This is a genomic window from Acidobacteriota bacterium (assembly GCA_012517875.1).
GTDB lineage: Bacteria > Acidobacteriota > JAAYUB01 > JAAYUB01 > JAAYUB01 > JAAYUB01.
The window spans coordinates 15,325-41,805 of record JAAYUB010000021.1 but is presented as its reverse complement, the minus strand read 5'-3'; the positions used below and the strand labels follow the sequence as shown (position 1 = coordinate 41,805).

The 26,481-nt window shown below is 65.0% G+C and carries 27 protein-coding genes and 3 tRNA genes; 4 read left to right on the top strand and 26 right to left on the bottom strand.

The features are described 5' to 3' along the window. Positions 1–18 precede the first annotated feature (18 nt). Together GX414_02800 and GX414_02795 are read left to right on the top strand one after the other, a co-directional pair. Positions 19–3,837 carry a hypothetical protein gene (locus GX414_02800; protein ID NLI46017.1) on the top strand — a complete coding sequence of 1,273 codons (3,819 nt, stop codon included), beginning with the start codon at positions 19–21 and terminating at the stop codon, positions 3,835–3,837. Further along, positions 3,834–4,430 (top strand): hypothetical protein, encoded by a 597-nt coding sequence (locus GX414_02795; protein NLI46016.1) that lies wholly within the window; start codon positions 3,834–3,836, stop codon positions 4,428–4,430. The genes GX414_02800 and GX414_02795 overlap by 4 nt, the downstream gene beginning before the upstream one ends. A gap of 66 nt (positions 4,431–4,496) precedes the next feature. Here GX414_02795 and ribA read toward each other — a convergent pair whose 3' ends face one another. Further along, positions 4,497–5,114 (bottom strand): GTP cyclohydrolase II, encoded by a 618-nt coding sequence (gene ribA / locus GX414_02790; protein NLI46015.1) that lies wholly within the window; start codon positions 5,112–5,114, stop codon positions 4,497–4,499. 88 nt (positions 5,115–5,202) lie between these two features. On the opposite strand from ribA, the gene GX414_02785 reads away from it, so the two are divergent. Both GX414_02785 and GX414_02780 read left to right on the top strand, forming a co-directional pair. Then, positions 5,203–6,951, top strand: a complete 1,749-nt coding sequence (locus GX414_02785; protein ID NLI46014.1) for a hypothetical protein — start codon at positions 5,203–5,205, stop codon at positions 6,949–6,951. 75 nt (positions 6,952–7,026) lie between these two features. Further along, complete coding sequence (locus GX414_02780) at positions 7,027–9,000, top strand: hypothetical protein (GenBank protein NLI46013.1); 1,974 nt, start codon at positions 7,027–7,029, stop codon at positions 8,998–9,000. A gap of 6 nt (positions 9,001–9,006) precedes the next feature. Here GX414_02780 and GX414_02775 read toward each other — a convergent pair whose 3' ends face one another. The 25 genes from GX414_02775 to argS form a co-directional block, all read right to left on the bottom strand. Beyond that, positions 9,007–9,762: an ATP-binding cassette domain-containing protein gene (locus GX414_02775; protein NLI46012.1), complete on the bottom strand. Its 756-nt coding sequence runs from the start codon at positions 9,760–9,762 to the stop codon at positions 9,007–9,009. Between the two features lie 13 nt (positions 9,763–9,775). Next, positions 9,776–10,744: an electron transfer flavoprotein subunit alpha/FixB family protein gene (locus GX414_02770; GenBank protein NLI46011.1), complete on the bottom strand. Its 969-nt coding sequence runs from the start codon at positions 10,742–10,744 to the stop codon at positions 9,776–9,778. A 19-nt stretch (positions 10,745–10,763) separates the two neighbouring features. Then, entirely contained in the window at positions 10,764–11,540 is a 777-nt protein-coding gene (locus GX414_02765; protein ID NLI46010.1) for an electron transfer flavoprotein subunit beta/FixA family protein, read from the bottom strand. 25 nt (positions 11,541–11,565) lie between these two features. After that, positions 11,566–12,810, bottom strand: a complete 1,245-nt coding sequence (gene fabF, locus GX414_02760) for a beta-ketoacyl-ACP synthase II (protein NLI46009.1) — start codon at positions 12,808–12,810, stop codon at positions 11,566–11,568. Positions 12,811–12,877: 67 nt separating this feature from the next. Then, the gene (gene acpP, locus GX414_02755; GenBank protein ID NLI46008.1) at positions 12,878–13,120 is read right to left on the bottom strand and encodes an acyl carrier protein; all 243 of its coding nucleotides are present in this window, start codon (positions 13,118–13,120) and stop codon (positions 12,878–12,880) included. 44 nt (positions 13,121–13,164) lie between these two features. After that, the gene (gene fabG / locus GX414_02750) at positions 13,165–13,902 is read right to left on the bottom strand and encodes a 3-oxoacyl-[acyl-carrier-protein] reductase (GenBank protein ID NLI46007.1); all 738 of its coding nucleotides are present in this window, start codon (positions 13,900–13,902) and stop codon (positions 13,165–13,167) included. A 7-nt stretch (positions 13,903–13,909) separates the two neighbouring features. Further along, positions 13,910–14,848 (bottom strand): ACP S-malonyltransferase, encoded by a 939-nt coding sequence (gene fabD / locus GX414_02745; GenBank protein ID NLI46006.1) that lies wholly within the window; start codon positions 14,846–14,848, stop codon positions 13,910–13,912. Positions 14,849–14,864: 16 nt separating this feature from the next. Continuing rightward, positions 14,865–16,034: an acyl-CoA dehydrogenase gene (locus GX414_02740; protein NLI46005.1), complete on the bottom strand. Its 1,170-nt coding sequence runs from the start codon at positions 16,032–16,034 to the stop codon at positions 14,865–14,867. Positions 16,035–16,036: 2 nt separating this feature from the next. Further along, on the bottom strand, positions 16,037–17,074 hold the full coding sequence (gene plsX, locus GX414_02735) for a phosphate acyltransferase PlsX (GenBank protein NLI46004.1): 1,038 nt from the start codon (positions 17,072–17,074) through the stop codon (positions 16,037–16,039). Positions 17,075–17,089: 15 nt separating this feature from the next. Continuing rightward, entirely contained in the window at positions 17,090–17,275 is a 186-nt protein-coding gene (rpmF, locus tag GX414_02730) for a 50S ribosomal protein L32 (GenBank protein NLI46003.1), read from the bottom strand. Between the two features lie 10 nt (positions 17,276–17,285). Then, on the bottom strand, positions 17,286–17,816 hold the full coding sequence (locus GX414_02725; protein ID NLI46002.1) for a DUF177 domain-containing protein: 531 nt from the start codon (positions 17,814–17,816) through the stop codon (positions 17,286–17,288). A gap of 56 nt (positions 17,817–17,872) precedes the next feature. After that, positions 17,873–18,646, bottom strand: a complete 774-nt coding sequence (locus GX414_02720) for a tetratricopeptide repeat protein (GenBank protein ID NLI46001.1) — start codon at positions 18,644–18,646, stop codon at positions 17,873–17,875. A gap of 35 nt (positions 18,647–18,681) precedes the next feature. Continuing rightward, positions 18,682–18,755: transfer RNA gene (locus GX414_02715), tRNA-Arg, on the bottom strand. Between the two features lie 101 nt (positions 18,756–18,856). Beyond that, a complete protein-coding gene (locus GX414_02710; GenBank protein ID NLI46000.1) occupies positions 18,857–19,378 on the bottom strand; it encodes an adenine phosphoribosyltransferase in 522 nt (173 codons plus the stop codon). A gap of 2 nt (positions 19,379–19,380) precedes the next feature. Further along, complete coding sequence (locus GX414_02705; protein ID NLI45999.1) at positions 19,381–19,650, bottom strand: acylphosphatase; 270 nt, start codon at positions 19,648–19,650, stop codon at positions 19,381–19,383. A gap of 10 nt (positions 19,651–19,660) precedes the next feature. Next, a tRNA-Pro gene (locus GX414_02700) sits at positions 19,661–19,738 on the bottom strand. 69 nt (positions 19,739–19,807) lie between these two features. Beyond that, positions 19,808–20,467: a protein-L-isoaspartate(D-aspartate) O-methyltransferase gene (locus GX414_02695; GenBank protein ID NLI45998.1), complete on the bottom strand. Its 660-nt coding sequence runs from the start codon at positions 20,465–20,467 to the stop codon at positions 19,808–19,810. Next, a complete protein-coding gene (gene surE, locus GX414_02690) occupies positions 20,454–21,203 on the bottom strand; it encodes a 5'/3'-nucleotidase SurE (protein NLI45997.1) in 750 nt (249 codons plus the stop codon). The genes GX414_02695 and surE overlap by 14 nt, the downstream gene beginning before the upstream one ends. 32 nt (positions 21,204–21,235) lie before the next feature. Then, positions 21,236–21,312: transfer RNA gene (locus GX414_02685), tRNA-Pro, on the bottom strand. A gap of 80 nt (positions 21,313–21,392) precedes the next feature. Beyond that, complete coding sequence (locus tag GX414_02680) at positions 21,393–21,776, bottom strand: MerR family transcriptional regulator (protein NLI45996.1); 384 nt, start codon at positions 21,774–21,776, stop codon at positions 21,393–21,395. Beyond that, positions 21,760–22,050 carry an integration host factor subunit beta gene (locus GX414_02675; GenBank protein NLI45995.1) on the bottom strand — a complete coding sequence of 97 codons (291 nt, stop codon included), beginning with the start codon at positions 22,048–22,050 and terminating at the stop codon, positions 21,760–21,762. The genes GX414_02680 and GX414_02675 overlap by 17 nt, the downstream gene beginning before the upstream one ends. Before the next feature lie 84 nt (positions 22,051–22,134). Next, positions 22,135–23,457, bottom strand: a complete 1,323-nt coding sequence (der, locus tag GX414_02670) for a ribosome biogenesis GTPase Der (GenBank protein ID NLI45994.1) — start codon at positions 23,455–23,457, stop codon at positions 22,135–22,137. A 4-nt stretch (positions 23,458–23,461) separates the two neighbouring features. Further along, entirely contained in the window at positions 23,462–23,992 is a 531-nt protein-coding gene (locus tag GX414_02665; protein NLI45993.1) for a hypothetical protein, read from the bottom strand. Continuing rightward, a complete protein-coding gene (locus tag GX414_02660) occupies positions 23,989–24,477 on the bottom strand; it encodes a hypothetical protein (GenBank protein NLI45992.1) in 489 nt (162 codons plus the stop codon). The genes GX414_02665 and GX414_02660 overlap by 4 nt, the downstream gene beginning before the upstream one ends. A gap of 2 nt (positions 24,478–24,479) precedes the next feature. Then, entirely contained in the window at positions 24,480–26,450 is a 1,971-nt protein-coding gene (gene argS, locus GX414_02655) for an arginine--tRNA ligase (GenBank protein NLI45991.1), read from the bottom strand. Between the last annotated feature and the right edge of the window lie 31 nt (positions 26,451–26,481).

Sequence of the window (26,481 nt, the reverse complement as noted above, 5' to 3'; positions counted from 1 at the left end):
TTGATACAATTATGTTTTATGGACAAACCAGCGCTCGATTCCATCGAGGGAAAGAAGATCCGTGACTTCATCACCCTGAAGCCTTACGACGGCGTGTACTCGCTCGAGGGGCTGTCGCAGGAAAACATCATCCAGTCCTACATCTTCACCGACGAATCCATCCACAACTTCATCACGCTGTTCCAGGAACTGGCCAAGGAGCCCGGGACGGAGCGCCGGTCGTTCATCCTGTCCGGCGACCGCGGCGTGGGGAAAACCCACTCGCTGGCGGTGATTCGGGAGGTGCTGCAGCAGCCGGACGCGGGGCGCCTGATCCAGAGCCCGGCGATCCAGCAGGCCATCGCCCGGCTGAACCGGAAGCACTTCGTCGTCGAAATCCACTGCCAGCCCAGTCAGGAGGAGTCCCTCAAGGAGCTGTTCTACCGGGCTTTCGCCGAGAGCTACCGAAAAGTGTGCCACGACGAACTGCCGCCCATGGAACACTGGCTGGAGCTGGAGGACTCCGACGAGCAGATCCGGTTCATCTGCGACTTCATCCCCGAGGGCCAGGAGATGCTGATTCTCCTGGACGACATCTCCGAAAAGCTTCTCGCCTACCGCAACGTGACCCGGATCACGGGCGATTTGGAATTCGTGCTGACCATCGCCCTGGCCACCAGCATGTACCCGGTGTTCATGGTGGCGACGTTCTTCGACCACCTGCTCAACCCGCCCGCGTTCAACTCCCGCTACCAGAACATCCACCAGAAGATCGTCGAGTACCAGCTGCCGGGCGCGTTCATCATCCAGCACATCACCAAGCGCAACGTCCTGGACCTGGCCAACCGCAACATCATCATCAAGACCGACCTGCAGCGGCGGCAGCTGCTGGAGATTTACAACCACCTGACGAAGACCGTGCCCTACTTCCGCCATGACCCGGCGCTCTTCCTGGACCTCTACCCGGTCCATCCGGTGGTGTTCCAGGTCAGCTTCTACCTGCACCGCTACATCAAGAACTTTTCCCTGCTCCCGTTCATCTACTCCACGGCCAACAAAATCCTGGGATACCGTTGCTCGGCCCTGGCCACCATCGATCTGGTGTTCGACCTGCTGTACCACGAGTTCAAGAAGGTGCCCGAGCTGCAGATCGCCCTGCAATCGTTCGAGACCATCCAGAAGGACACCATCCCCAACCTGCCCGTGGGCCAGCGGCTGCTCGCCCGCCTGGTGCTCAAGGCCGTCTTCCTGCTGAGCATCACCGAGGAGTGCCGTCCCACCATCGAGAACGTGATCGACGCGCTCCTGCTGTCCGACTACCAGAACAAGCCCGTCACCCCCGACGATATCGCCCAGATCCTGCTCTTCTTCGAGGAACAGGCGCCCCAATGCCTGCGCAAAATCCAGCAGGAGGAGGGTCTGGAGTTCCAGCTGGTCACCCTCGACCACACGTCCCTCGATTACGTCATCCAAGAGGTGCTCAAGGAGGACGCCGGTCTGGACGAGAAGATCCAACGTCTGATCTACCAGAAGGCGATCCAGGTGCTGCCCGGCATGAACCTCACCCGGGAGAACTACACCCAGCCGGTTTCCAGCGAGCCGCTCGCCATCACCTGGCGGGGCACCACACGCCGCGGCATCGCCGGCTGGGCCGATCGGTACGAGCAGCTCCACGTGACGCCCCTCAAGCTCCGCAGCCAGTCGCTGCTCCAGGAACTGGCCGACAAGACCGACACCGAGGACTGGTGCGACACGTTCCCCGAAGGCCTGCCCAAGCCGCACGGCCCGGCCGATTCCGGCACCGCCTACGGCGCGGCCAAGATGTACGACTGGCAGCTCTGGATCCTGTCGCCGCACCACGAGAAATGGCCGCTGAAGACCATCCGGGAGCTGGTCAGCCAGTACCCCCAGCTGCTGATCCTCCAGCCGGGCCAGCTGACTCCCGGAGAGATCCAGCGCTTCGCAGTGGCCGCCGTCCTGTCGTCGGAAGAGCACCGCTACCGCTTTTTCGACATGGAGGAGGAATACCAGAACCGCCTCCGCGCGGTCGACGAGGAACTCCGCGTCATCCTGCAGAAAAAATATTTTGCCGACGGCATCCTGCACTACAACCAGACGTCCCAGTGCCTGGCCGACGGTTGCCCGGAGCCGGATCAGCTGCACCAGTTCCTGAAGCAGTTGCTGGTGGAAGTCTACGATGAATACTTCCCCCTGCACCCCAAGTTCGAACTTGTGGACGCCGCCGAGAAGAGCCGGTCCCAGGCGGCGGAGATCTTCCTCCGCAAGGACATCGACCGGCCGGAGAGCCGCGAGTTCGCCGAGAAGGTTCTCCTCCCCCTCCATCTGGTCAAGAAGGCGGGCAACACCTACCGCTTCGAACCGGAATCCGACAATTTCCTTGAATCCCAGTTCATCGCCGAGGTCATCTTCCTGATCGGATCGTACCCGCAGATCACTTTCCCGCTGGCCTTCTTCTACAAGTCGTTCGCCAACTCGCCCTACGGCCTGAACCAGTCGCTGGTGGACATCATCCTCATCGCCCTAGTGGCGGCGGGCAAAATCAAAATCTTCCAAAGCAACAAGGCCGACCTCGACGTGCTCAACCGTATGAGCCTGTCGGGCGAGTTCGACCTGACCTACTTCGACTCGGTCCAGGCCATCGAGGAAAAAGTGCTTCCCCTGCCGGAACTGCTCCAGTGGGGCTACACCCTGTGCAACACCCAGATCGAAGCTACGGGCGGCATCACCCAGTCGCGCAAGCATCTCAAAAACCTGCTCCCGGAATGGCTCGATTTCGAGCGGTGCAACTCGCTGGAGCAGATGCTGCAGCAGATCCCCAACGAGATGGTCACCACCCTGCTGTGGCGGGAGCTGCAGTCATGCCACCGCAACGCCAAGGCCATCGAGAACATCGTCGAGAACATCGTCAACCAGCAGTACAACCTGGACGACGGCCTGGCTGTGCTGGCCCGCACCTTCTCCAACAACCTGAAAGCGTTCCAATCGGTGCTCAAGGAAATCAGCAACATCCGCGAATTCCTACAATGGATGACGGCCTTCCAGGAGACAAAGAGCTACATCCTGACCTCCGACAAGACCAACGACCAGTCGATTGAGAACCTCCGCCTGGAGCTGTCCAATTTCTTCGAGCGGCCCACCAAGCTCATCGACGCAGGGCGGCGCACCTACTACCAGGAGAAGTTCCAGCTCTTCAAACAGGCCTATCGGCAGCACTACCTGTCGGTCCATGACCGGCACCTCGACAGCCTCACCAACTCGAGCGAGCTGGCGCTCCTCATGAAAACCGAGTGGTGGAAGAACCTGCCGAAGCTCGCCCGCGTGATCACGATCAACTCCTACAGCGTCAAGTCGCTGTACCGGATGATGGCCATGCTCCAGGAGCGGGAGTGCGATTTCCCCACTGCGGAAGTTCTGGAGCGGTCCCCCCGCTGCCTGTGCGGCTTCCGGATCAACTCCTCCACCAACGTGGAGGCGTTGATCAACCGGATCATCGACACCGTCGAGCGGCTGAAGGTCGAATACCAGACCTTCTTCTCCACTTACCGCAAGATGGTCATCCGGGAGCTGCAGAAGATCTCGTCCGTCGAGGACAGCGTGGCCCGCGAGGTGGTCAACTGCATCAATGGTAACCTGTACGTACCCATCTCTCTGGACGCCCTGAAGCTCGTCAGCTTCATCCTGAAGCGGAAGATCAGGGTGGTGTCGCTCCAGTCGCTGAGCGGCGAAACCGTAGACCGGGCCATGCCCCGCGACGAGTTCATCCAGAACATGTCGCGCACGCTGAAGGAACTCGAGGAATCCCGCGAACTCTACTTCATGCTCGAGGGCGAGCTTTGAGACCGGCGGGGCGGACGGGCGCGGCGGCGGTCCTGCTGCTGAGCCTCGGCGTCGTGCTCCTCGCCGCCACCCCGGCCCGACCCGACCTCCGGACGCTGGCCGGCCGCTGCGAAGCCAAGCTCATCCAGCTCAAATCGAGCCGGCCCCCGGCGTCGCTCCGTGTTTCGGAGGACGAAGTCAACGCCTACATCGAGGTGCACCGGGACGAGCTGTTCTACTCCGCGGCCCGCGAGATCCGGGTCCGGCTGGACAAGGACCGCGTACACGCCCAGGTGATCGCCGATCTGGCGCGGGCGAAGATCAAGCTGGAATCCCCACTGCACCGGGCCTTCGTCTGGATCCTGTCGGGCGAGCACCGCTACGAGGCGCAGATCCATTTCCGCTCCGACAACGGGGTGGGCCGCTACCGGTTGGAAAAGCTCAGAGTGGACGGCGTGACCGTGCCCGACAGCCTGGCGGCGGTGCTGGCCAATCAGGCCGGCCGGCTCAACCGCCCTCCCATGCCGCCCGGAGAAGACTTTCCCCTACCCTATAAGCTCAGGCGTTGCGAGGTGCTGCCCAAGGCGTTCGTCTGCCACCCGCGCCCGCGCTGAGCCCCGGCAGCCGGCGGCTCGTGGGCCGGTGCGGGCAGGCGATCCCGGCCGCGGGAACGTTCCGCCTCACACCTGGTCCAGCAGGTGACCCAGCTTGTCTTTTTTGGCCTTGAGGTAATGGCTGGAAAGTTCGTCGGGGGGCATCTCCAGCGGGATGCGATCTGTGACGCGGATCCCCGCGGCCTCCAGCGCGCGGATTTTCGACGGATTGTTGGAGAGCAGCCGCACCCGGCCCACCCCTAGGCTGTGCAGGATCCCGCCGCAGGCCGCGTATTCACGCAGATCGGCCTCGAAACCGAGCATCTCGTTGGCCTCCACCGTGTCGGCGCCCTTGTCCTGGAGCTGGTAGCTCCTCAGTTTGTTCAGGATCCCGATCCCGCGGCCCTCCTGGAGCTGGTAGATCAGCAGACCGCAGCCGGATTCCTGGATGAGGCGCAGCGCCGTCCGGAGCTGGTAGCCGCAGTCACAACGACGGGAGCCCAGCGCGTCGCCGGTGAGGCACTGCGAGTGGATGCGGAGCAGCGGCACCGTCTCACCATCGAGCGGTCCGCGCGCCAGCACCACGAACGGCTCACCCGTGGGCAGATGCTCGAAGCCGTAGATTTCGAAATTGCCGTACCGGCTGGGGAACTCCGCCCGGGACACCAGCCGGACAGCAGGGGTTGATTGCGGATTCGCGTTCATCTCATCACCTTGATGCTTCAAGCTTTTCCGACCGCGGATTGTATCATTTCCATTAACATCCCCCAAGCCATTTGATACAATGCCCCGAGTGAACGCTATCCATCTGCTCCGCGCACCGGTTGCCCTGCTGATCGGGCTGACTGCGGCGGGTTCGGTCACCGCCCAGTCCGCCACGGCCTGGAAATCAACCTATGTCCAGCGATATCAGAACAAGACCCTGTTCCTGAAAGTCCCCCTCCCTGCGGGGACCATTAAGGTGTTCGTCTCTGGCAGCCGCTACCGGCTGACCTCCGAGGGCGAGGGGACCACCGTCTTCGGCGTGGGGCAACAGGTGCGGATCACCGACGTCGACTTCGGCGGCCGGGAGGTGCGCCTCAAGCTCACCTCCCTGGATCTGCGCCAGCAGGCCGAGATCCGCTACCAGTTCCCCGCGCCGCTGGATGAACGTCCCCCGGGCGAGGAGTTCCACCAGGTGCTGGCCAAGTTTTTCACTACCGGTTTGAGCTACACCGAGATCGAGTCGGCCAAGCGCGAATACATCGAGGACCGGTATGCCGGATTCGTCGAGGTGGAAGCCCGGACCGCCGACATGCCCGATCAGGGCGTGCACGAGATCGTCACCCGCGCCAACCCGGTGGGCAAGGCGCTGTGGCGCGATCTCCAGTCCGCCGGCGCCCGCGTCGAGGAGCTGTCCGGGCGGCTGGCGGCCCTGGAGCGGGACAAGAACGCCGTGCAGTCCAAGCTCAACGCCATGCAGCAGGAGAAAACCGTCCTCGATTCAGCCGGCAAGGACCTGCGCGAGCGGATCCGCCTGCTGCAAAACACCGAAGCCGAGCTGAAAAAACAGCTGGCCCGAACCGACGGGGAGGCGCAGACGCTGGAACGGGCCATCCGGGCCGCCTGCACCGAGGCCGGGCTGCAGTCGGCACCGGCGACGCCGGCCGCCGAACTCCTCGACACGCTGGCCGGCGCCTACACACAGCTTTCCGCCGGCAACCGGGCTTACCAAGCCCGCGTCCAGGAGATGGAGGCCGCCATCGCGCGGCTTGAGAACACCCAGGCGGAGCTGACCCGAAATCTGGCCGCCACGCAGGCCGAAAAGCAGACTCTGGCCCGCCAGCTCGAGATCCTGGCCACCAAGGACAAGGACCTGGCCCGGGAAATGTTCCAGCTGCAGCACGACAAGAACGTGATCCAGTCCAAGCTTCTGTCGCGGCAGGTGCTGAGTTTCCGGGTGAACCGCAAGCGGCAGGCCGACCGGCAGACTTACCGGGTGGACGTCCGGCTCAAGGAGCTGCCGCTGGGCGCCATCGAGATCACGGCGCCCGCGACGCTGGCGGCCGGCCGGCCGCAGCGCCTCACCCTGGCGGCCGCGATGCGCCCGGCCCGGGAGCTGGATGCCCGGCAGGACCCCGATTTGGCCCTGCTCCTGAAATCATTGAAGGATTTTCCCCAGCTCGCCTTCACGCTGGAAAACCGGACCGACCGGCTCGAACTCCGCCAGATCCAGTCACCCGAGCGCGACAACACCGATCTGTGGGTGTGGGAGATCGTTCCCCAGGCCGGCCAGGACGCCGACCTCGTGTTCCGCTTCCACTCGGCCATCGAATCGGAGCCGCTCCCCCTGTTCGACCTGCCACTCCTCATCCCCTACCCCACCGTGGAGCGCACCTTGTTCGAGTACTTCCAGCCGGTGCCGCTGGGGATCGGGCTCGCGGCGGGGCTGCTTGTCGCCCTACCCTTTTTCCTCATCCATCGGCGCCGCAACCGGCGCTTGTCTCCGCCGGCTCCGTCAACCCCCACGCGCCGCCTGCACTTCGACAAAAAGGAACTGTGACGTGCGCCGGTCGGCGCAGTTGTCCCGGCCGGACGGATTTGTTATAATTTTTCCAAATTTTCCAGAGGACCGCCTATGAGCCTTGAGCGCCTGATGGACAAGATCTACATCGTCAAGCCACACCCCGCGCCCACGGGCCCGGAGGTGAAGAACCACTACGCCAAGTGGATCAGCCCGCGCGCCAAGGACATCCGGGTGGACCGGATGTTCGATCTTCCCTATGCCAACATCAACTTCATCGCCGCCTACGCCCGCGGCGAGTTCGAGACGGGCGAGCGCTACATCGACCTGGGCGTCGTCGGTTTTCCCATGATTGTCCGCGCACCGTTCTCCTCCCTCTCCGCCAACGAATTCCGATTCCCCAGCCGCAACATCGACCAGAATGTCCGGCACGTGGTGACCGAACTGATCGCCAACGGCCGGATCGTCGGCATGAGCGAGGAGACGTACCGCTTCCTGCACGGCAAGCAGATCCACTGCCTGGACGCGTTCGCCGTGCCGGCCTACATCGCCGCCTACTTCTGTATGGTCCGCGACAAGGTGCCCATCCGCTGCGACGGGTGCAAAAAATTCATCTGGATCGAAGTGGGCAAGCTGCCGGTCAATGCCGTCCGCACCAAATGCCCCACCTGCAGCCATCAGTTTCAGGTGCAGCGGCCGCCGGAGATCGACATGCAGCTGTCGCGCTACCTCTCGGCCACCGGCACCAACCTCATGCCCCAGCAGGGGGATCTGCTCCTGGGCGGCACCGGCGAATTCCGAGGCCAGGGCCAGCCCGCCGGAATGGCCCAGTCGGACGGGCTGGAACTCGACCTGGAGGGCATTCTCGGACCGACGACAGCCGCTCCAGCCGTTCCAGCCCCGGCCGAGCCGGCCGCCGCCGACCGGCCGCCGATGGAAGACGCGCTCGCCGCCATCATCGGGTCGCCGGCGTCGGCCGACGCCGCACCAGCCATCGATTTGGACGACGATTTCTTCAAGGAGATCACCCCGGACAAGGCGGCCGCCGCCAAGGCCGCCGCGCCGCAGGGTCCGGCGGTGCTCGACAATGAACCGAAGGAGTCCGTGTCGGACATCCTCAACTCCGCCGACATCATCGCCGACGTCTTTCAGACCAAGCCCCAGGCCCAGAAAGCGGTCTGCCCGTCGTGCGGCACCGAGGTGGGCGGCGAGAAAGTCTGCCCCAACTGCTTCATGGAACTCATGCCCGCCGATGCCGCGTTCAGCTCGGCCGGCGAGCTGGAGGTTCCGTCCGAATCCCGGATTGAAATCCGGCTCAAGGACCTGCCCGACGAGAAGCCCGCCACTGCGTACGCGCCGCCCGAGGCGGAGGCGCCGGCCGGATCCGGTCCGACCGCCGCCGCAGCGGGCCAGGCGCCCGCCGGCGCCAAAGTGGACGCAAAAGAGCCGGGCGACGGCCTGACCTCGGCCTGGGACGACAAGGTTTGGTCGGTGAAGATCGGTGACGAGATCTACGAAAACCTGGACATGCGGACCATCGAGGAGTGGATCCTGGGCGGCAGCGTCCTGGCCACCGATCTGATCCGGAAAGGCGAAGCCAAGTGGGCCGAACTGGGTGCGGTCCCCTATTTCCGAAACTCCTTCAAGATGGCGCGCGACAAGGTGCGGATGGGCGGCACCGACGCGCTGGCCAGCTTCCAGCCCGCCACGCCGATGAAGCGGGTGATCGCCGTGATCATCGATCTGGTCATCACCGGGCTGCTCAGCCTGCTGGGCAGCGTCGCGCTGGGTCTGAGCGCCGGCGAGGAGGAGGGTTTCTTCCCGCTGCTGATGAGCCTGCTCGGCGCCGTGCTCCTCCCCTTCATGTACCTCACCTTCACAAACGGCGTGCTGGGCCGCTCCATCGGCAAGCGGCTGCTGAACTTGGCCGTGATCGATAAACAGGGCAATCCCATCGGCCTTAAAAACGGCGCCGTGCGGACGCTGGTCTGGGCGTTCGTGATCGGCTGGTTCTTCGCCCTGAACAATCCGGCCCAGCAGGCGCTGCACGACAAAGCGGCTGGCAGCTACGTGATCCAGCTGGAATAGCCGGGTTCAGGCCCCGATGTAACGCATCAACGACGGCAGGGATTGTTTGAACCGGACCAGCTCGTCCAGGTCGGACGCGATGAAGCGGTCGAAGGTGTCGTGAAAGTAGATCCTTCCGTCGTGCAGGAAAGCCACCCGGTCGGCAATCATCCGCGCGCACTTCAGATCATGGGTGACAACGATGGACGTCACCCCCAGCTGCTGCTGCAGTCCCTTGATCGTCCGGCTGATCAGCTTGGCGGTGAGCGGATCCACGCCGGTGGTCGGCTCGTCGTACAGGATCGCCAGCGGCTGGACCGCGATGGCCCGGGCGATGGCCACCCGTTTCTTCATGCCGGTGCTCAGCTCCTGGGGATAAAGGTCCGCGACCTTGGCGAGATCGAGGTGCTCGAGAATCCGCTGGACGTGCGCGACAGTCTCCGGATCCTCCTGGCCGCGGGACTCTGACATGGGAAAGGCCACGTTTTCGAACACGGTCAGTGAATCAAACAGCGCCCCGGATTGGAACACATAGGAGAACCGCCGGCGGACGGGGATCAGGTCCCGTTCGCGCAGGCGGGTGATGTCCTGGCCCTGGAGGAAAATCTGGCCGGAATCCGGCGCCAGCAGGCCGGTGATGATGAGGAGGGTGACGCTCTTGCCGATGCCGCTCCTGCCCAGCACCACCAGCGTCTCGCCCGCTTCCACCTGCAGGCTGATGCCCTGCAGCACCCGGTTGTCGCCGAAACTCTTGGTGATGTCCCGCAGTTCGATCAGCGGCACGCCCTCACCCCGATCACGCGTTGAGCTTCCGTACTTCCTCGATCAGCAGCGGCACGACCTGGAACAGGTCGCCCACGATGCCGTAGTCGGCCACCTTGAAGATGGGGGCGTCGGGATCCTTGTTGATGGCCACGATGTACTTGGACGACGACATGCCGGCCAGGTGCTGGATCGCGCCTGAGATGCCGACGGCTATGTAGAGCGTCGGCGATACCGTCTTGCCCGTCTGGCCCACCTGATGGTGGTGGGCCACCCAGCCGGCGTCGACCACCGCGCGGGACGCGCCCGCAGCGCCGCCGAGGGCGGCGGCCAGTTGCTCGATCAGCGGGTAATGCTCCGCCGCCTTGATGCCCCGGCCGCCGGACACGACGATCGCGGCCTCGGTCAGCTCCACCTTGCAGCCGGCGGTCTCGCGCACCTCGGCCACGCGGGTGCGGACCCGCGCCGGATCCACGGCTGTCGCAAGCTCCACGACGGTCGCAGCCGCCGGGGCCTCCGCCGCCGGGAAGACGTTGGGCCGCAGCGTCAGGAACGCGAGCGCCCCCGCCGGCTTGAGCACCTCGAAGGCCTTGCCGGCGTATATGGGCCGCTTGATCAGCAGCTCGCCGCCCTCAACCACGACCTCGGTGGCGTCCTGGATCACCGACCGCTCGAAGCGGGCGGCCAGCGCCGGCAGGCAGTCCTTGCCGACAGCCGTGGCGCTGGCCACGACCCAGGCCGGGGATTCCTGCCGCACCAGTTCCGCGAGCAGTTCCACGACGCCGTCGCGGGAGTTGTAGACGTCCGCCGGCGCCACCCGGAAGAGGCGATGGGCGCCGAAGCGGGCCGCCTGGGCCGCCGCAGCGTCGTCACCGACGATCACGGCGTCCACCGTCCGCCCCAGCGCATCGGCCAGGCGTCGAGCGGTGGCCAGGGTCTCCAGCGACCCCTTGCGGATCCGGCCGTTCCGATTTTCAACATATACCAAAAAGCCTTGGGCCATGATGATCTCCCTTCCTCTCTCAGAGCACCTTCGCTTCCGTATGCAGAAGCTCCACCAGCTGCTTCACCTGGGCCTCGGGCTCGCCCCCGATGAGCCGGCCGGCAGCACGGGCCGGCGGCATTTCCAAACGGATCACCTCCCAGCTCCGCTGCGCCAGCGGGGCCAGGCCCAGCGCCGCGAGGGCGTGCGTCTCAATGGTCTTCTTCTTGGCCGCCATGATGCCCTTCAGTGAGGCGTAACGCGGGGTGTTGAGCCCCTTCTGGGCCGACACCACCGCCGGCAGCGACAGCCGATCGACTTCCTCGCCGCCATCGATCTCGCGCGTGGCGGTCAGCTCGCCGCCGGCGAGCTCCAGTCCGACCACCACGGCGGCGGCCGGCCAGCCCAGCACCTCGGCGGTCAACGTCGGCACCTGCTGGTAATCCTGGCCCACGCCCTGCTTGCCGAAGAGGAGGAGCTCGATGCCTTCCTTGCGGGCCACGGCGGCCAAGATTCGGGCCACGTCGTACGGCTCGGTCTCGATGACGGCCGGGTCGGTCACCAGGACGGCCCGGTCGGCGCCCATGGCCAGCGCGTTGCGCATTACCTTGCCGGTCTCCTCGTCGCCGACGGCGATGACGATCACCTCGCCTTGACCGACTTTCTCCTTGAGCTGCAGCGCGGCTTCGATGGCGAACTCGTCATACGGCGAAATGATGAAGGACACGCCGTCGAGGCTCACCTGCCGGCCGTCGGGCGCGATCCGGATTCGGGTTTCCGTGTCGGGAACCTTCTTGATACAGACTCCGATTTTCATGCCACCTCCGATTGGGCGGGGGACTTCAGGCTCCGTACCGCTTGAAGAGCAGCACGGCGTTCGTTCCGCCGAAGCCGAACGAGTTGGACAACGCATAGCGCAGCGGCACGCGCACGGCGGTGTTGGGTGTGTAGTTCAGGTCGCATTCCGGATCGGGGAATTCGTAGTTGATCGTGGGCGGGATCACCTGGTCGCGGAGCGCCAGCGCGGTGACGGCTGCCTCCAGTCCGCCGGCTGCACCCAGCAAGTGGCCGGTCATCGACTTGGTGGAGCTGATCCGCAACCGGGCGGCGTGATCACCAAACGCCCGTTTGATGGCGATGGTCTCCAGCTTGTCGTTGAACGGCGTCGAGGTGCCGTGGGCGTTGATGTAGTCCACGTCCTCCGGCCGGATGCCGGCGTCCCGGACGGCCGCCAGCATGGCGCGGTACGCTCCGTCGCCATCGGGCGGCGGCGCGGTGATGTGGAAAGCGTCGCCGGTCATCCCGTAGCCGACGATCTCGGCCACGATCGGCGCGCCCCGCCGGCGGGCGTGTTCCAGCTCCTCGAGCACGAGGACGCCGGCGCCCTCGCCCACGACGAAGCCGTCCCGCTCCTTGTCGAAGGGGCGGCTGGCAGCGGTGGGGTTGTCGTTCCGCGCCGAGATCGCCCGCATGGCCGCAAATCCGCCGATCCCCATGGGCGTGATCGCCGCCTCGGAACCGCCGGCGATCATGACATCGGCGTCGCCCCGCTGGATGATCCGAAACGAATCGCCCAGCGCGTGCGACGACGTGGCGCACGCCGTGCAGCAGGCGCAGTTCGGGCCCTTGAGGCCGAATTTGATCGAGACCATCCCCGAGGCCAGATTGATGATCGTGGCCGGGATGAAGTACGGCGAGATCTTCCGCGGGCCGCCCTTGAGCAGCTTCTCGTGCTCGGCCTCGATGGTGGCGAATCCGCCGATCCCCGAGCCGATGTACACGCCGGCCCGATTCAGGTCCGTGGTCTCCAGCGGCAGCCCGGAGCCCTTCACGGCGAACTCGGACGCGGCCAGGGCGAAGTGGATGAACCGGTCATACTTCCGGACTTCTTTCTTGTCCATGAAGTCTTCCGGGTTGAAATCCCGCACCTCCGCCGCGATCCGCACCGGAAATTCGGCGGCATCGAACAGGGTGATGGGGCCCACGCCGCTGACGCCGGCGACGATATTCTGCCAGGCCTTGTCGGTCCCGGTCCCCGTGGCCGAGACTATGCCCACACCGGTCACTACGACTCGACGAGTGTTCATCGTTTTTTCCTTGTAGATAAATTGAGGGGAAGCGCGCGCGCTTCCCCTCGGATGTTGTGCTCAATGGTTAGGCGTCAGCGGCCTTTTCCTTGATGTACTCGATGGCCTGCGCCACGTTCGTGATCTTTTCGGCGTCCTCGTCCGGGATCTCGATACCGAACCCGTCTTCGAAGGCCATCACCAGTTCCACGGTGTCCAGGGAGTCGGCGCCCAGATCATCGATGAAGGACGCTTCCGGAGTCACATCCGCTTCGTTGACACCCAACCGTTCGACGATGATCTCCTTCACTTTCTGTTCGATACTGGCCATGATATCCTCCACTCGAAAAGTTGTTGATAACGGTTAATCCCGAATTACATGTACATGCCGCCGTTGACATCCAGCACGAAGCCGGTGATGTAGGCGGCGCCCGGGCTGGCGAGGAACGCCACCGCGTGGGCGACATCCTCCGGCTGCCCGGGTCGGCCGAGCGCAATGTTGCGGCTGAACTCCTGCTTCACCGCCTCGGGCAGGCTCCGGGTCATCTCGGTGTCGATATAGCCCGGTGCCACGGCGTTGACCGTGATGTTGCGGGAGGCCACTTCGCGCGCCACCGCCTTGGTGAAGCCGATGAGGCCCGCCTTCGTCGCGCAGTAGTTGGCCTGGCCGGCGTTGCCCATCTCGCCGACCACCGAGGCGATGTTGATGATGCGGCCTGCGCGCTGTCGCATCATCACCGGAATCACCGCCCGGGTGCACAGGAAGGCGCCGGTCAGATTCACATCCAGGACCCGCTGCCACTGCTCGATTTTCATCCGCATGATCAGGTTGTCCTGGTTGATGCCGGCGTTGTTGACCAGAACGTCGATCCGGCCGAAATCCGCCTGCAGCTGCTTGAACACGGCGGCCACCCCACCCTCATCGGTCACGTTGAGCGCGTAGGCCCGGAACTCGCCGGCCGGCAATCCCTTGGACGCCACCAGCGCCTCGGCGGTCGTCAGGTCCATGTCGGCGACGGCCACCGCAAACCCGGCCCCGAGCAGGGCGTTCGCAATGGCGGCCCCGATGCCGCGGGCTCCGCCGGTCACCACCGCCACGGGCTTGTCCATCATCTCCTCCTCACGCGGTCTTGAGCGCGGCCAGCACGGCGTCGACCTCGGCGGGTTTTTCCACCGCGAACGTCCGGACCTCCGCGCTGATCTTGCGCACCATCTGCGACAGGACCGTCTTGGGCCCCACTTCGACGAACACGTCGGCGCCCGCAGCGACCAGCCCTTCCACCGACGCCTGCCACCGGACCGAGCCGGTCACCTGGCGGACCAGGCTGTCCCGGGCGTCCGCGCCCGCGGTGATGAACCGGGCGTCCACATTGGTGACGAGAGGCACCGCCAGGTCGCCGAAAGCGATCCGGCCGAGATCCTGGGCCATCTTCTCCTGCGCCGGCCGCATGAGCTCGCAGTGGAACGGTGCGCTCACGGGCAGGCGGATCATCCGGCCCAGACCCTGCTTCTTGGCGTACGCAATGGCCCGGTCCACGGGCTCGGCGTGTCCGGCCACGACGATCTGCCCTGGGCAATTGATGTTGGCCGGCACCAGCACCTGGCCCTCACGGACCGCGGCGCAGACGCTCTCGACGGTCGCCAGGTCCATGCCCATGCAGGCGGCCATTGCGCCGACGCCCACGGGCACCGCCTCCTGCATGTAGCGGCCCCGCTTGCGGACGGCGAGCACCGCATCCTCAAAGGTCAGGCTGCCGGCGGCGACAAGGGCGGAATACTCGCCCAGGCTGTGCCCGGCGACAAAGTCGGGCTTCAGACCGCACTGCTGGAGCACCCGCAGGACGGCGGTGCTCACAGTCAGAATGGCCGGCTGGGTGTTCTCGGTGAGCTTCAGCTCATCTTCCGACCCCTGGAAGCACATGGCGGACAGGGGAAAGCCGAGGACCTCGTCGGCGCGCCGGAATACCTCGGCGGCCGCGGGGTGGCTGTCATGAATCTCCCGGCCCATGCCCGAGTACTGGGACGCCTGGCCGGGGAAGATGAACACAATCTTGCTCATGCGGACCGACACTCCTTTACTTCTTGTGCTCCGAAACGACTTCCTTGATCAGCTCGGACGCGATGACGTTGCGCTGGATCTGGTTGGTGCCTTCGTAGATCTGGGTGATCTTGGCGTCGCGGAACATCTTTTCCACGGGATAGTCCTTCATGTAGCCGTAGCCGCCCAGGATCTGGATGGCGTCGGTGGTTACCTTCATGGCGGTGTCCGACGCCAGCAGCTTGCACATCGCCGACAGCTTCGAGATGTTCTTGGCCTTGCCGGCGTCGATCATCTGGGCCGTGCTGTAGATCAGCGCCCGGGCCGCCTCGATCTGCGTGGCCATGTCAGCCAGCATGTGGTTGACGGCCTGGAAGGAGCTGATGGGCTTGCCGAACTGTTTGCGGGTGTGCGCGTATTGTAGGGCGTACTCGAATGCCCCGCCGGCGATGCCCAGCGCCTGGGCCGCCACTCCGGGGCGGGTGTAATCAAAGGTGCGCATGGCCACGACGAAGCCCATCCCTTCGCGGCTGATCAGATTTTCCTTCGGCACCCGGCACTCGTCAAGGACCACCTCGGTGGTGGACGACGCGCGGATGCCCAGCTTCTTTTCCTTCTTGCCGAACGACAGGCCCGGGAAGTCCTTCTCCACGATGAACGCCGAAGCGCCCCGCGGCCCCTTGGACTTGTCGGTCAGGGCGATGACGGTGTAGATGTCGGCCACCGAGCCGTTGGTGATCCACTGCTTCGTACCGGTTAGGTAGTAGTAATCGCCGTCCTTGCGCGCGACGGTGCGAATGCCCCCGGCGTCGGAGCCGGCGCCGCTCTCGGTGATGCAGAAGGCGGCCAGCTTCTTGCCGCTGGCGATCTGCGGCAGGTACTTCCTCTTCTGTTCCTCGCTCCCCATGAGGATGAAGGGATAGGAGCCGAGGCCGCAGGCCGCGTAGCTCACCGCCACGCCGCCACAGACCTTGCTGAGCTCCTCGGTCACGAGGCACAGTTCATAGATGCCCTTGCCGAAGCCGCCGTACTCCTCCGGGATGTACACGCCGAACAGACCCGCCTCGGCCAGCACCTTCATGATCTCCCAGGGGAATTCCTCTTTCTCGTCCAGTTCGGCGCGGACCGGCTCGATCTGCTCCCTGGCGATCCTGCGGGCCAGGTCCCGGATTTCCCTCTGCTCCTCGGTCAGTGCCATATCCCACATAATCAGACCTCACATTGGCGGTTTTGCTGCATGAACAGTTCGATTTCCTGTTCGATCTTGCTGGACATCTGCTGAAGATGGAACTCACGGACCACCCGGATGGCGTTCTTGATCGCATTGGCGTTGGAACGGCCGTGGCCGATGATGACGGGCGAGCGTACGCCCAACAGCGGCGCGCCGCCATACTCGGAATAGTCGATCTTCTTCTTCAGCTTGCGGAAGGCGGGCTTGGTCAGCAGGGCGCCCACCTGGGTGGGGAGCCCGCGGGCCAGTTCCTGTTTCAGCAGATGCATGATGGCGGCAATGACCCCCTCGCTGATCTTGAGGGCCACGTTACCCACGAAGCCGTCGCACACCACGACGTCCACGTCGCCGACATAGACGTCGCGCCCCTCGATATTCCCCACAAAGTTGAGCTGTGAGTGTTTCAGCGCCTGGTGGACTTCCTTGATCAGGTCGTTGCCCTTGATCTCCTCCTCGCCGATGGACAAGAGGGCCACCCGGGGCTTCTCAATCCCGAAGATAATCTTGGCGTAGACATGCCCCATGATGGCGAACTGCTCGAGGTGCAGGGGCTTGCAGTCGACGTTGGCGCCGACGTCCACAATGATCGTCGTGCCCTTGATGGAGGGGACCACGGTGGCCAGCGCCGGCCGGTCCACGCCGCGACAAGTGCCGAACACGAGCTTGGCCAGGGTCATGCCGGCTCCGGTGTTGCCCGCAGTGACAAAGCCGTCCGCCCGGCCTTCCTTGATCAGATTCATGGCCAGGCGCATCGAGTTGTTCTTTTTCTTCCGGATGGCCATGACCGGATGCTCGCACATGCCGATGTACTCATCGGTATGCACGATCTCCAGCGGCAGGCCGGCCGCAGGCACCTCCTGGAGGTGCTGCTCGATGACCTTGCGGTTGCCCACCAGGATGGCCTGGGTACCGGGGTACTGCTTCAGAGCCTGCACGACTCCGAGTACCTCCGGACCGGGATGGTTGTCGCTCCCCATCGCATCCACGGCCACCCGGAACGTAGGTTCGGCGCCCATACTGCTCCAGCGCTCTTATTCTTCCTTCTTGACTGCGATCACCTGGCGGCCCCGGTAGTAACCGCAGTGCGGGCACGCCCGGTGGGGCAGTTTCGCCTCCCGGCAGTTCGGGCAGAGGGAGATGCTCTTGGTTTCCAGCGCATCATGAGCCCGCCGCTTGTGCGTCCGGGAATGGGAATGTCGGTGTTTGGGGTGGGCCATCGGAGTCTCCTTACTTTTTCATTCGTTTTTGCATTTCCCGCAGCAGCAGCCAGCGAGGATCCGATTCTGCGGCGGTGCACGCGCACGCGCCCTGGTTGAGATTGGCGCCGCAGCGGGCGCAGATCCCCTGGCAGTCGTGCTGGCACAGCATCTTGGCCGGCAGGTTCAGGATGATCTGCTCGGTCATCAGATCCGTGAGGGAGATCCGCGGATCGGTATAGACGTTCTCATCCAGCCGATCCGCCTCGATCTCGTCCTCGGTCTCGGTGCCGGCCGTCCGGGCCGGAATCATGGCGATCTGGAACGACGGGTTGATCGCCAGCACGAACGGCTCCAGGCAGCGGTCGCAGAACACCCGCACCGGACCCGCAATCGTTCCCTTGATCAGGACTTCCTGGCGGCTGTTCTTCGTGACCTCCACGTTGAGGCAGAACGCGTCCGCCAGTTCGTACCCCTTGTAGTCGAATCCCACATCCGCCGGTGAGAACGTATATTCGTGGCGGACGGTTTCGACTTCAAGTTTTGAAATATCCAAAAACATCAGTCTACTCTCGAGTCCGGCTTGCGGTCCGTCGGAGCGGATTCGGCGGTCCGGTGTCAGGAGTTGGCCGAACGCGCGTCACCCAGGCGGGCCTTCAGAAATTCGATTCGGCTGCTGATGACGGATTCGTACGGACTGAAAAAGTCCCCGCTCTTGCCCTTCGCGTCCAGTTCGGCCTTTGCGGCCTTCAGGACGTCATAGGCCTCCTGGATGCTGCCCTTCTCCTCCAGGCAGAGCGCCTTGGTGTACGCGACGCTCTCCCTGGTGACGGCCGGGTTCGTGGCCTGACTGAGCTCGTTCAGGAGGGGGAGCGCCGCATCATACTTGCGCTGCACCCGGAGCGTCTCGGCCAGAGCCAGCTTGACCACCTGAATCTGGAACGGATCGTCGGAGTCCTGGAGCACGGCGCGGAACGTTTTCTCCGCATCGGCGGCCCGGCCGAGCTCGCGCTGGCAGACGCCCTTGTAATAGGCCGCCAGCAGGCCCTCCTGGGCGCTGCCGTAGTTCTGTTCGACGCCCTGGAAGGCCTTCAGCGCCGCCTCGTACTTGGCGGTCTCGCTGGGATAGACGCCCTCCTGCGGCGCCTTGAGGGTGGGGTCCACCCGGGCGTTGTAGATCTCCCGCGCCTCCTGCAAGGCCGTGGCCCGCGAGGACTGGCTCCGGTTGTACCAGAGCGTGCCCAACATGACAACGATGATCGCGCCCAGAATCACCGCGAGGCCGATCACGAGGTATCGCCGGTTCTCCAGACACAGAGCCCAAAACTTCTGCAAAGCTTCGGTGATGGGGTCTTTTTTCTTGATTTCCTTGCGTGTCAGTCGCTTGCCCACGTTCAAACCACCTTGTTGCAATGATTACCTATTTTTGCGCCTGGAGGGATTTGAACCCCCGACACCCGGATTAGGAATCCGGTGCTCTATCCTCCTGAGCTACAGGCGCGAAACCTGTCCGCCCGAAAAATAAGAATGTGCTTTTAGCACTATTTACCGGCTTTGTCAACCGAATTACCTGATCCGCTTGCAATTTCTGCGGGTCGCGATCTACTTCTGATACTTCAGGATTGAAAAAATTTCATATTCGGGCAGGGACTTGCGGCCGCTCAGGAATTCGAGCTCGATGACGAAACCCATGCCGGCCACCTCTCCCCCCTGCCCCCCGACCATCTCGGCGACCGCCCGGGCGGTGCCGCCGGTGGCCATCAGGTCGTCGATGAGCAGGATCCGATCACCCCGGCGGACGGCGTCGGCGTGCATTTCGAGGGTGTCGGTGCCGTACTCGAGCTGGTACGACTGGCTCACCGTGCGGTACGGCAGCTTGCCGGGCTTCCGCACGGGGATGAACCCCAGCCCCAGGCGGTTGGCCACGGCGGCGGCGAAGATGAATCCGCGCGCCTCGACGCCCACCACGGCGTCCAGTTTCTGGTCGCGGTAGTGACGGGCGAAGATGTCGATGACCTCGGCGAAGCCCTTTGCGTCGCGCAGCAGCGTGGTGATGTCGTAGAACAGGATGCCCGGCTTGGGAAAATCGGGGATCTCGCGCACGATCTGCTTGAGTGCTTCCATGCTCACACCTCGATGCGGAAATCTGCGCCCACCGACACGGCCTCGATGGGACAGCGGACCACCCGGATCACCTGCGCGTGGGCGGGACCGCGCCGCAGCAGGTCTTCCAGCTCCCGCAGGGCGTCCGGCGTCCCCTCGGCCACCACCTCGACGGATCCGTCGGGCTGGTTGCGCACGTAGCCGCACACACCCAGACGGGCTGCCTGCCGGTACACGTAGTACCGGTAGCCGACGCCCTGGACCAGTCCGCTGACCTCGAAACGAGTGGGCATAAAATAAAAATGGTCGGGGCGAGAGGATTTGAACCTCCGACTTCACGGTCCCGAACCGTGCGCTCTAACCAGCCTGAGCCACGCCCCGACTCAGAAAATCGAAGGCGGATTTAACCACCTTTTACGGGGGGAGTCAAGCGAAAAGGTGGCGGCTGCGTCAATCGGCTGTCCACCCGTCCCGTCCGATGAGACGGACGAAAACGCAGGCGCCATGTGCCTCGGTGACGAAGGCGTCACCCGCCTGGCGGACCGCGAGCAACGTCTGGCAGGACCGGTCGCCCACCGGGATGACCATGATGCCGCCGTCACGGAGCTGCGCGCTCAGGGCCGCCGGGATTCTCGGCGCGCCCGCCGTCACCAGGATGCGGTCGTAGGGCCCGTCCGCCGGCCAGCCGAGGGTCCCGTCGCCAATGCGGCAGACGACGTTGGTCAAACCGAGTTGGCGAAAGCGGCAGGCCGCCTGCTCGCTGAGCTCGGGGATCCGCTCCACCGTCACCACGCGGCGGCAGAGCCGGGCCAGAATCGCGGCCTGATAGCCGGTGCCCGTGCCGATCTCCAGGATGGTGTGATCCGGCGCGGGGGCCAGCAGCTCCGTCATGACAGCCACCATCCACGGTTGGCTGATCGTCTGTCCGCAGTCGACGGGGAGGGCCCGGTTGACGTAGGCTTCATCGACGAGGTCGGCCGGCACGAAGCAGTGTCGGGGTGTCTCCCGGAAGGCATCCGCCACCGCCGGGGTGGCGATGGCGTTTTCCCGCACGAGAAACTGGACCAGCGCGTGACGGGCCTCCGCCAGCGCCCGGTCAGTCCTGCTCATAGGTCTCCCGGACCGCCTCGATCATGTCGTACGAGGTCTGGTCGCGGTGCAGGGGCGTGATGGAGACGAAGCCGTTGGTCACGGCCCAGAAATCGGTATCATCCGCCTGGTCCCAGGAACTCTCGTCCTCGCCGATCCAGTAGTACTTCATGCCGCGCGGATCATCGTTTTCGTAGATGGACGAGCGGGCGAACTTCCGGCTCAGCCGGGTGGTGCGGACGCCGCGCGGCGGGGCATCGGGGAAATTCACGTTGAGAAAGATACCCGGCGGCAGCGGACTGTCCAGGAGCCGCCGGCAGAGCGTCGCCGCCTGCCCGGCCCAGAAGGCGAAGTCCATCACCGCGGCGTAGCGCAGCGAAAACGCAACGGACGGGATGCCGTACATGGAGCCCTCACGGGCGCCGGCCACCGTGCCGGAGTACACGGTATCGTCGCCGAGGTTGTTGCCGGCGTTGATCCCCGAGACCACCAGGTGCGGCGGTTGTTGGAGCATCTTGTTCATGGCGACGAGGATGCAGTCGGCGGTGGTTCCGTCCACGGCGTACCGGTCGTCGCCGGCCGCGTGGATGCGCAGCGGTGACATGAGGGTGAGCGCGTGGGACGCGGCGCTCCGCTCGCCGGCGGGAGCCACGGTGACGACCCGGGCCAGCGGGGCCAGGGCGCGCTCCAGGTGGGTAAGCCCCGGCGCGCCGATGCCGTCGTCGTGGGTGAGGAGTATCAGGAATGACCCGCTCATGTGAACCGGAAGGAGGAACCGGATAAAAAAAATGGTCGGGACGAGAGGATTTGAACCTCCGACCACACGCACCCCAAGCGTGTGCGCTACCAGGCTGCGCTACGTCCCGACGCTGATCCGTGAAAATATCCGCCCAAAAAGAGCGCTATTGTATGCTCGGAACACAGGGGCGTCAAGGAGAAAATCCGGTCACGAGGGAAGTTCCCACCGTTCCAGAAGATCGAGGATCTCCTGCAGCTCCGCCCGCAACCGGCGGACAGCCTGGAGGTCGGGCCCCGCGGACGGCGCAGCCGGCGGCGCGGTTTCCGGTTCAGGGGCCGGCCGGTGGCCGGCCAGCGACTCCCGGATCTGGCGCTTGGCCCCGGCAATTGTGAAGCCGTCCTGGTAGAGGAGCTGTTTGATGCGCAGCACCAGCTCGATGTCCTTCTGGCGGTACACCCGCTGGCCGGCGCTGTTTTTCAGCGGGTGCAGCACGGGAAACTCCGACTCCCAGTAGCGGAGCACGTGCGCCTCGATCCCCGTGATCTCGCACACCTCGCCGATCTTGTAGTAGAGCTTATTCGTCACTTCCATCGTCGATGCCCAGCCACGTGTTCCGGGAATAATGGTAGACGACGGTCTTCCGGGGAGCGACCACCACGAGCTGGCCCGTCTTCGGATGCCGGCCCCGCTTCCCCTTGCGGACGACCACCTCCATCACCCCGAAGCCCTTGAGTTTGACACGCTCGCCCCGAACCAGGGACTCCTTGATCAGATCGAGCACCTCGGACACCACCGCCTCCACCTCCCGGTGGGTCAGACCACCGTGGGCGGCATAGACGCGTTCTTCGATTCCGGCACGTTTCATGAGTTCATCCTGCAGACGGGTATCGGTGTCGCCTGCGATCCATCATAAGCCTCGCAAAGCGATTTGTCAATAACCATCGAGGGTTCAACTGCGCTGGATCAAGCGGATCGGGTTGGCGTAAAACTCAAACTCCCTGCGTATTTGATTGATGATGAACCGTTCCTCGGAAACGGCCAGTCGTTGGCCGCGGCGGAGGAAGACCACGAAGGTGGGCGGCGCCACCGCGACCTGGGTCATGTATTTGACGCCGTGGTCTTCCGCGGGCAGGGCCTGAATCTGCCGCTCGCGGAGCATTTTCCGGAAGAAGGCGTTGAGCGTGCCGGTGGTGATCCGGAGGCGGCGGGTCTCGGCGGCCCGGCGCATCACGGGGAACAGCCGGTGGACGTTCCGGCCGGTCTTCGCCGAAAAGAACACCAGCGGTGCGTAGTCCAGGAAGCGGAGCTGGCGCTTCGCCTCCGCCTGGAACGCCTTGCGGAAACGATCCGGATCGGGGATGAGATCCAGCTTGTTGACGCCCAGAATCAGCGCTTGGCCGGCCTCCACCGCATAGCTGGCGATGGTGGCGTCGGTATGGGTCACGCCCTCGATGGGATCGAGGAGCAGCACGGCCAGGTCGGCCTGCTCCAGGTGCTTGCGGGCGAGGATGACGCTCAGCTTCTCCGCGTGCAGGTGGGTGCGGCTCTTCTTGCGGATGCCCGCCGTGTCGATGAGCCGGTAGCGGCAGCCGTCGGTTTCAAGCTCGGTGTCCACCGCGTCGCGGGTGGTTCCGGGAATCTCGCTCACGATGACCCGTTCGGAGCCGACCAGCGCGTTCACGAGCGACGATTTGCCCACGTTGGGCCGACCGATGATGGCCACGCGCGTCTCGGGAAGGGGCACGTCCGGGGCGTCCGGGACGGGAAAATCGGCGCATACCGTCTCGAGGAGGGTGTCCAGACCGCGCTTGTGCTCCGCCGATACCGGATAGACGTAGTCGACGCCGAACTCGTAGAACGGCAGAGTGTAGGGCTCGTGGCGCGGGTCGTCCACCTTGTTGGCCACCAGGTAGAACGGCCGACCCGATTCCATCACCAGGCGGTGGATCACCGCGTCCATGGGGTGCACCCCCGCGGCGGCGTCCACCACCATCAGCACCGCGGTCGCCTCGGATAGGGCCACGGCCGCCTGCTTGAGAATCTCGCGGGGGATCCGCTCGCGCTCGTCGGGCAGGATACCGCCGGTGTCCGCCAACCGGAACCGCTTGCCGTTCCAGTCCACCTGGCCGTAGAGCCGGTCGCGGGTGATGCCCGGCTCGTCGCCGACGATGGCGCGGCGGCTGCCCACCAGTGCGTTGAACAGGGTGGATTTGCCCACGTTGGGCCGGCCGATGATCACCACCACGGGGAGTGCGGGAGCGGACACGGGCACCTCGTCAGCGGGAGATGCGCTCGAGGCCCTTACGGGCTCCGGCGGCGGCCTTGAGCGCCAGCGACCGTGCCTGTTCCCAGGCGGTCCGGAGCTCGGCCGGCTCCTTCAGGTCGGCCTCAATCGCGTTGAGGACCTCGATGTCGTGATCCGCCTGTTTCTTCAGATCGATCAATACCTTCTCCACGACCCGGCCGCGGTGGGAGGCGAAGACGTCCTCGACGTTCAGCAGCATGACCCGGAGCGCCTCGCGGTAATCGCGGAGCAGCCGCTCGTCGGACCGCTCGTCGAGCGCGCCCATGAGGGGATCCCGGTCGCGGCGCTTGCCGCAGTCGAAGGCCTTGTCGGGGCGGTGGCGGCACTCCAGCGCATCGATTCGGCGGGAGACGACGCGCAGCCGGTAGTAGCTGCGCAACTCGAAGCCTTCGGCGTCGCGCAGCAGCGTGTCCTCTTTCGGCAGCAGGTAGTCGTCGGCGGGCCGGCCCCAGCCGGCGAGCACCGCCACCGTCAGCCATGCGGCCGCCAGGACGCGTCTCATTCGATCACGGTCTCCTCGTCCAGGTTGTTGATGAAGCGGAAGAGCTGGCGCCGGATGTAGACCAGCTTGCGGACTGGCGGATCGAGGCTCTCCCGATGAATGAGGGGCAGATCGCGCTGGATCCCCTCCAGGAGCACGGCATCCTTGCGGAACTGGATCTCCACCTGGCGGAGCTGCTTGTTGTTCCGGTTCTTCGGGTTGTCGAAGCACTCGCGGATATCCCGCAGCACGTAGTCCATCACCTGGCTGAGCTGGTCGCCGAGCCGGGCGGTCCGCTCGTAGTTGCGCAGTTGCACCGCGTGCTGGACCGCCTTGACGTAGCGCGCCACCACCTGTTCGTGCAGTCGGGCGCACTTGACCGGGGTGGCCATGCGCAGCTTGTTCACCTCTTCCACGGTGAAGAGGTCGTAGCTGTAGTCGCGCGCCAGCAGGCACGCAGGCAGCACCACGACCAGGGCCAGAGCCGGCAGGATCCGGTATCGCATCGTCACATCCGCTCCGGGATGGGAATGCCCAGGATGTCGAGGCCCTGCTGCATCCCCTGATAATAGATGTGTACCACCGCCAGAAAGACGAGCCGCCACACGGGGTCCTCCTCGCCGATGATACGGTGCTTGTTGTAGAAGTTCGAAAACCGCTGGGCCAGGGTGTACAGGTACTTGGCGAATGCGGCGAGCTCCTGGCCGGCCAGGCTGGCCCGGGCGGCGTCGCGGAGCTTGAGCGATTGCGTGAGGAGCTCCCACACGTCGTCGGGCAGTTCGACGGCGGGCGCCGCCAGCAGACCGTCGAGGGCCGTCACCGCGTCCGCCTCACCCAGCCCGTAATGCTCGCGGTACTGCACCCCGATGTTCCGGGCGCGCACCGCGGAGTACTGCAGGTAGGGCCCCGTCTCGCCGTCGAAGTTGAGGGCGTCGTCGAAATCGAAAACGATCAGGGCCTTGCGTGAGAACCGCACCATGAAGTAGCGCAGCGCGCCGATGGCGATGTCGCGCGCGGTGCGCGCGGCCTGGTCGGGCGCCATGTCGGGGTTTCGGACGTCCACCTCGCGCCGCGCCTTCTCCTCGAGGCGGTCGAGCAGGTCGTCGGCCTTTACGCCCAGCCCCTTGCGCCCGCTGACTTCGACGTGGGCGCGCTGGCGGTCCTCCTCGGACAGCTCCGTGCCCAGCTCCTGGGCGCAGCGCGGTGACAGCGCCACGATCTCGTAGGCGAAATGCACGCTCCGCTCGGCTTCCTCGGTGTAGCCCAGCCGGCGCAGTCCTTCGAAGACGACGTTCTGGGTGTAGGCCTGGCGCGCGTCGATGACGTTGAACACCCGGTCGCCGGCACCGAAGCGGGGCGGCTGCAAGTCCGAGGCGTCCGCGGCCGGCGCGCTGCTGGACACCCACACCGTGTGGCCGTCGTCGTAGGCGCGGAACGGCTCGTAATGGAAGTCCTTGTCCAGCCGCCCGATCTTCCAGAGCTGGTAGGCGATATCCTTGCCGGTGTAGGTCACGGTGCCGTTGGAGCGGACGAGGATCTTGGTGTCTTCCTGCCCATCCTTCTGGTAGCGCATGATCCAGCAGCCGGCGTTGGGGCCAGTCGTCTCCAGCTCCGCCGCGCCGCGCGCCTTGAGCTGGGCGAAGGCGGTGTCCCAGAAGTGCAGGTGCAGAATGTCGCTCTCCCGCGGCAGGACGTCATAGCGGATGTCGAGCCGTTCCATGGTGTCGAGGTGGCAGTTGACGATCCGGGTGGCGATCAGGTCGGCCAGTTCGGCCACCGCGTTGTCGCCCGCCTCGATCTGGTGCAGCACCTCGCCCCGGAGCCGGGCGTTGGCCTCGGACGCTTCGTAGAAGCGCGCCACCCGGGCGTACAGGTCCCAGCACAGGTAGTCGAAGCGGCCCTCGATGGCGGCGACTTCGGCGACGCCCTGGTGCTCCAGGTGCAGGAAGCCGACGACCACGTCGGCCACCTGCACGCCGGTGTTGTCGATGTAGTTCTGCACCTCCACCCGCTTGCCGTTGAAGCGGAGCAAGCGCACGAGGCTATCGCCCAGGATGGCGTTGCGCAGGTGCCCGATGTGGGCCGCCTTGTTGGGATTGATGTTGGTGTGCTCGACGATGGTCTTGCCGGCGTCGGGCTCGAACTCCGGCCACAGCCGGCCGGACCGCAGCGCGCGCACGGCGTCCAGGAACAGGCTCCAGCGGTCCACCGTCAAATTGATGTAGCCGCCGCCGGCGGTGTCGATCCGGCGGACGAAGGCGGGCGCCCGGAAGCCGTCGAGAAACTGCTGGGCGATCTGCTGGGGCGACCGGCGCAGCACCTTGGCCAGCTCGAACGGGAACGACACGCCAAAATCGCCGAACTCCAGCCGGGCCGGGTACTGCACCTGGACACGGTACTGCTCGCGGTTGACGCCGAACACCTCGGCCAGGCGCGCCTGCAGGCAATCCGCCAGTTCGTCCTTGATCCGGTAAAACATCCGCTCACCTCATGTGGATTCCCGCCGGCGG